Source organism: Limnospira sp. PMC 289.06, assembly GCF_032350395.1.
GTDB lineage: Bacteria > Cyanobacteriota > Cyanobacteriia > Cyanobacteriales > Microcoleaceae > Limnospira > Limnospira platensis.
In genome coordinates this window covers 1-3174 of sequence record NZ_JARPLC010000175.1, presented here as the reverse complement: position 1 = coordinate 3174, position 3174 = coordinate 1, and the positions used below count along the sequence as shown (strand labels likewise).

At 48.5% G+C, this 3174-nt stretch carries 1 protein-coding gene; it reads right to left on the bottom strand.

Translation table 11 applies throughout. The features are described from left to right. Window positions 1-115: 115 nt before the first annotated feature. Window positions 116-3010, bottom strand: coding sequence for a DUF1156 domain-containing protein (locus tag P5674_RS22100; protein ID WP_315670285.1), 2895 nt, complete (start codon window positions 3008-3010; stop codon window positions 116-118). Window positions 3011-3174: the final 164 nt, after the last annotated feature.

Below are 3174 nucleotides of genomic sequence, written 5' to 3'. Positions count from 1 at the left end.
GGCTATACCTTATGAATATCAGAAACGCTATATCAATTATCCCGTGGGGTCGGGCGGGTTTATTTATATCCCGGTGGGGTCCCAGAATTGACAGCAGAACCCGCCCCTACTATTATTAATTATTGAACAATTGTCCTTGTGTGGGCTTGGCTGCATACTCACTAGATAAACGGGTGATTTCCGGCCAGGATACTACTAGACTATTATAGGCGATCGCCTCCGATGACCAACCTTTGCGATCGCATAGGTTATACAGACGGTAGGCTAGGTCCCTGACTATTTCTACCTCCGTTTCCTGTTGTTTCAGCTTCGACAGCAATTCCGCCGCCCCCATTTCTCCCTTTTCTAGGAGTCGCTGAATTAGGTTTTGCGCCAGTCTCCAGTGGGGAAGACGCGCCTCTTTCGTCGGAGTCCAGTCCTGGGGAAATTCCTCCCTTTTCAGCAACCGGACTTTACCGGCTTTCGCGGTTAAAATTCCCCCGGTTTCTAAGCCTTCTATGCTGATGTTTTTCGCCTTGGAAAGGGTTTCGGCTTCCCCATATGGTGCGGGGTTATATTGGTATTGTTGAAACCATGTTAACGCCCAACGGGTATCGCTATCAAATTCCCCTTCTTGGTCGCTCAGGTATTCGTCCAGGAGTTGATTAATTAATTGCAGGGCGCTACGGACTGTTAACTGGCTGCCATCGCTTTCTAAAACGGCGCTATATTTACTATATACCGCCATACCTGGTCCTATACTGGCTTGGGCTAGGTCAACGGGGGCGATATTTCCCTGTTGCAATGTCTTTAGGGCTTGGGGAAGGTCTCTTTTGATTTCCTTGAGGAATTGGCGGCGCGTGGTTTTCGGCGCATTCTCCCCACGCGGACGACACACTAACAATATAGAAGAAGCTAGGGCGTTTGATGCCTGTCCTCTCATGCGGTTACTCAATTCGGTTCGCAACGGCCAGGTTCCACCAATGCTAAAGTTAGCCTGCATTAACCCTTCTAAAATGGTTTCCCAACCCGTAGAAGCAACCTTATCTTTATCGTCGGTTTCTGTTTGTTTCAGGGCATAATAAACGGTTAATGGGTAATCGTGATGATTCAGTTTATAGAGGCGATGAAACACTTTTATCAGCCCCGATTCAAAAAATTCTTTGGCTTTTGGTTTGCTACCATGCCGAAAGTTATCCGCCACCATTTCATTAGCTTTCGGCACTAACAGGGTGCTGCAAATATCAGGGTAAATTGCCCCCAAAGATTGACGCAGCCATGTATAGAAAAAGTCCGATAAATCCGCATAGGGTACAGCGTCATAATAGGGCGGGTCGGTTGAGATGATTTTGGGGATGTCGTCGTTTTTATGGCTGACTTGAGCATCCTGTTGAAATACATGGGCTGCAACATTGACATTATCATGATTTTCAATAACTTTTATAACCCAATCAATCGCACCATTAAAATTACCTGTTCCCTCACTCATGGGATTAGCTTCTGCAAAATCCCAAATCATAGGAATTGCTTGCCTTCCAAAGGTATTACGAATAGTATCTCGTCCTGAATGCCAGCTACAAATATTAGACCAATAATCAGCCGATTTATCCAAAGCAAAGGCTAAATAAATTGCGATCGCTTCACTATAAGCCCTAGCGCCATTCCCTCCCTTATACAAGGGAATATCATCATCGGATAACCCTACAGCCAGGGCATTTTGAAACGCCTTATCTTTCGCTTCCCCGACCAAATCACTAAAAGTAGTTAAAGCCACCAATTGACGGGAGGTGAATAAATCAGCATATTTTGTCATGCCATAAATAACAGGAGTCATGTGACGAGAATTATTCACTAACTCAGTGTCCGGCTGCCATGTAGGTTGAGCGGAAAAAGCAATATTTTCCTGTTGTTTGGTGGGTGGTAAATAAATCCTGCCATTCTTTCCTTCTGCCACAATAGCCATTAATTGAGCCCCCATGCGCTTCTCACGACCTTCTGAGCGCACATAATCCAACTTTACAGAATCTCCACAAGCCAGACAAACCGCCCCCTTGCGGTTAACCGTCCCCTCCCGTGGTTTTCCCTCCTCCGTCTTCACCACAAAATCAACTTGGGGGGGGCTAGTTTCCCGGTTAATGGCATACTCAACCCAAGCCTCCTTTCCCTTCTTCGTGGAAAGGTGAAACTTACTCGTCAAAGGCATTTGACAACCACAAGCCGGGTTAGGACAAGTCACCGTCCGCACCCATAACCAAGCAATAACCGTAGCTTTTTCCCCATTTCCCAACTCCACCGGCGGATATAAATCCCCAATCCGGTTAAAAGCCGCTTCTCGCATCCAAGTTCCATAATATCGCACATCCGCCGCCAACCCCTGCGCGCCGTGCCAAGACTCCAACCTAGTCCGTTTTCTATCATCCCCATTCACCGGCGGTAAATTCGCAAACTTAGGGGGAATTTCAATCAACCCCTTGTTAATCAATACCGCCACCGGGTTCAAATCACTAGCATGGGCTTCCAACCCCAACCGTTGCGCCTCCAAGGGAATAGACCCCCCTCCCGCAAAAGGGTCATAGGCGGGCGGCGCATACTGGGCGATATAGTCTCGGACAGCTTCCGCCGTCGTGGGGGGTTTCTCACCCCGTCCCCAAGCCAAACAGCGGGCTATCTCCCTTTGCGCCCCTTGAATAACCTGGGGGTCTTTGATATCATCCCAAGACACCAAACCCCGCACCACCTGTTTTTGTTTCCCCTTGTTATCCGTATCGACCACAATTCGGGCTAAGATATCAAAAAGGCGTTGTCTTTCCTGGGTTTGTGCTTCCGGGGTGGGGAATTTTTCCGGCCAACTACTGGGGTCATCCACCAAAGAAGCCCAAAGCACCGCCCTAGCTGTAGCCGTCGGTTTTCGCGACCACCACAAATGTAGGGTCGAAGGGTGTCCGTGGCGAATAGACTTCTCCCGCGCCGACTCCATATTAATGGCTTCGAGGGGTAGGGCGACTTCGATGAGTTTCTTACGGTAGGTCATGGCAACCTGTGTTTAACTAATCCCCCAAAATATCATAATTTGGGTCAACCAACGCACACATCTATTTATCCGGTGGGGTCCGGTGGGAGAATTGACAGCCACAGAGGGCGGTTTATTTATATCCCGGTCGGGTCCGAGTTAACGTAGGGTGCGTCAGAGGGATA